At 36.4% G+C, this 242-nt stretch carries 1 protein-coding gene; it reads left to right on the top strand.

What is annotated here, in order from left to right:
- Nucleotides 1-53 precede the first annotated feature (53 nt).
- A partial coding sequence (locus N7568_RS25090) for a hypothetical protein (protein ID WP_261612343.1) occupies nt 54-242 on the top strand: 189 nt, incomplete at its 3' end.

Raw genomic sequence — 242 nt, 5'->3', positions numbered from 1 at the left:
GAAGAGAGATTGGTAAGTTATTTTTTGCGATTGCTAGTAAACAGGTCATGCTAATGGCTGAAGTGGAGATTGTCCAGAACGGAACCAAGAAAACAAATGTGGTATTTCCAGTCTTAACAGCGAAAAACAATTATGTTGCTATTAAAAAACAAGATAAATATGATGCTCCCTACTTTTTTGAGGACAAAGTCATTGAAATTGTGAATCAGGACGAAAAGCTCGAGATTAATTTTGTGGGGGCA

The sequence above is a fragment of the Paenarthrobacter aurescens genome (assembly GCF_025421775.1).
Lineage (GTDB): Bacteria > Actinomycetota > Actinomycetes > Actinomycetales > Micrococcaceae > Arthrobacter > Arthrobacter aurescens_B.
This window is presented reverse-complemented; position numbering and strand designations above follow the sequence as displayed.